1 protein-coding gene is annotated in these 2484 nt (G+C 38.7%); it reads right to left on the reverse strand.

Annotated features, from left to right (window positions below; genetic code table 11):
• Window positions 1–456: 456 nt before the first annotated feature.
• The gene (locus C200_RS12830) at window positions 457–2097 is read right to left on the reverse strand and encodes a hypothetical protein (RefSeq protein WP_016212102.1); all 1641 of its coding nucleotides are present in this window, start codon (window positions 2095–2097) and stop codon (window positions 457–459) included.
• Window positions 2098–2484: the final 387 nt, after the last annotated feature.

Here is a 2484-nt window from a genome sequence, read left to right on the forward strand (position 1 = left end):
CGGTCCAACACGTTTTTTGCAATCGCTGCGAGCCATGGAGTGCTAAGCACGGGGTGAGTAGGCCGAGGTAGGTTCGGGTTTTTAGCAGAGCGGAGTTGCGAAAGGCCGTTAGGTCTGTAGCAAGCGTAACGAGTGTCTAAAAATCTATACGAACCGTAGAGTCATGTGAGAGCACAGTAGTGGAGTGTGCCGATTCAAGGCACGTAACGCTGTGTGACGCGGACAGCCGAGGGTTTATAGTCGTCGCGTTTTGCTCGGCGATTTTGCATCATTGGATGTGCAAAATACCTACCGAGGTAGCGACGCTTACGTACTCTAAAAAAACATAGATTATGTTGAGTTAAATCAAATCCTCAATTTAGGGAGTTAAATAACTAGCTTCCTTGCTAAGTTTATGTACAAGCACTAATTTTTTTGTGTTTGTCAGTTATTTACAGGGTTATTTTTGATCGTGTTTTATCTTCCAGCCATTTCGGCACCTTGTTGGCTTAGATCTATGGTTTTGGCGTCCGATCGCGATTTTTCTGTTTTTAAGGCATCTTTCATTACATTGTAAGTTGTGAATTGGCTTGCTTGACCTTTCTGAGGTGTGCCTGTGATCGTATCTTTCCATACAGGGTCTGAAACGTCATAGAGTTTTCGTAGTGCTTCAAGAGATGGTTCTGCTGCTTGAAATGGTTCTGGCATATTATCACTACCTAGTTTTAATCGTGATCTACTTTGAAAAAGACCTATTGGGCGAGAGGCTATGCGAGCTGTATCGTGGAGAGAGCGAAGAAGGCGTGAGCCAGACTCAGATTCAACTCGTGTCATTAAATGATGTGCGATAGTGCATTGAGCGTCTCTTTTTAAGCTTTTTGCAGTTGTTGCTATTTTATTTAGACTGTCAGTAAGAAGTATTTGTGATACAGCATCAATAGGATTAGGTTGTGAGCAAAGATTTATTATTTTAGTAAAAGAAAGTCGTATACCAGCATCCCAAGTCGCTTTCATTGCACGTAAGAGTTCTGGTATTTTGGGGTGACTTTGAATAGCCTTCCAAATTTCAGGAGAAAATTGACTATGATTTTGAAGCTCTGTGACAAGTTTACTGAGTGGCTCATTTTCAATTTTAGATAAAGTCTTGTCTGATAAGAGGTCATGGAAATTAAGAATGGTAATTGCAGTTTGAAACATTGGTTTTGTTTTCACTTGTCGCCAATATTTCACTGTCAGCAGGGAGGCTGCGCTATCATCGGATTTAGTTTTGTGGAGAAGGCAGATGACTTTGCGACGTTGTCTAGTTATACGATCGTTTCCGTAAATACTTGGCCAGTCATCCTCTTGAAAGTTACAGGAAGAGTTGACATGTAGATGGCCAAGAATGCTTATTGCATGAAAAAACTGGTTACCTTTGCCTCTGCGTTTGGCTTTTTGTCCTTCGCTTCGGATGGATTCTAGTGATTCTAGAGAAAGTGCTCCCATCCGGTGAAGAGTGGTAATTAAATGTCGGAATTTCGGATTTCGGATGTCGCGGAGCGTAGAGGAGTCAAGTGACTGTGTGTCATGAAGGAGATGGATTGCAGTGATAAAATCTTGGTTTCCTGGAACTAGAAAATTCCAAAAAGCCGTACGAGAGAGGCAGTAGTCACGACGAAGAATATCGCATGTCTGCCTTAGTTCTGGATTGTTGTCGATTGTATATAAGGGGTCCTCATGGCCTGGGCGGTTATATATTCCTGCATTAGCTAACGCTTCTATGTCTGTAAAAGTTATTGATCCATGTGGTAGTGGTTTTGGTTCTTGACCAATAACCTGAAGTATTTCACGCTGCAAGCTGTCTTTGAGTTTGATGCCTAGCCAAGAGTTTTTATTTAAACAGCCTACTTTTTCAAGGGCGAGGACTACCTCGATTAGGATAGAGTTTCTTCTAAGTGCTGTGAAAGCGTTGGGAAAACCAAACTCGCGCTCTATGATTGGTGCAGAAAGGTCAATGCCTGCATTGCTCAGAGCAATAATTGCCTGTTGTAACTTGTCATTACCCCTAAGTAAAGCTAAATCATCTGTAAAATCAATCCCTGCACTTTGAAGTGCTCTGCGTGCTTGTTCAAAACTCATAGTACTTAACCTTTTACTTCTGTTACATTGATTTGAATCTAATATTTAGAGTCCGTGCCAAGTAATTATTGCTAACTTTTTTCATTCCAATTAGCAATTCGATAGTTTAGTGAAAAGTAAGAGCTATCATAAAATTTAATTGAGTTAAAATGGCTAGTTATTTTTAACAGGCTATGTTTAGTTAGTGTGCATTTTACTCGTAAAGACATAAAAATATTTATATCTATTTATAGATGAAAAAAATTAATTATATAATTATAAAAATAATAGTAATTATAAAATTTTAGTAAATTTAAGTTTATTTAAAGTAACTTTGCATTAAATATATTTATTTATGTTTTTTAGAGGTGGTTGGTTTTTATGAATATGTTATTGATGTTTTTTTAA

Origin of the sequence: Piscirickettsia salmonis LF-89 = ATCC VR-1361, assembly GCF_000297215.2 — a bacterium.
In the GTDB taxonomy this organism is placed as follows: Bacteria; Pseudomonadota; Gammaproteobacteria; order Piscirickettsiales; family Piscirickettsiaceae; genus Piscirickettsia; species Piscirickettsia salmonis.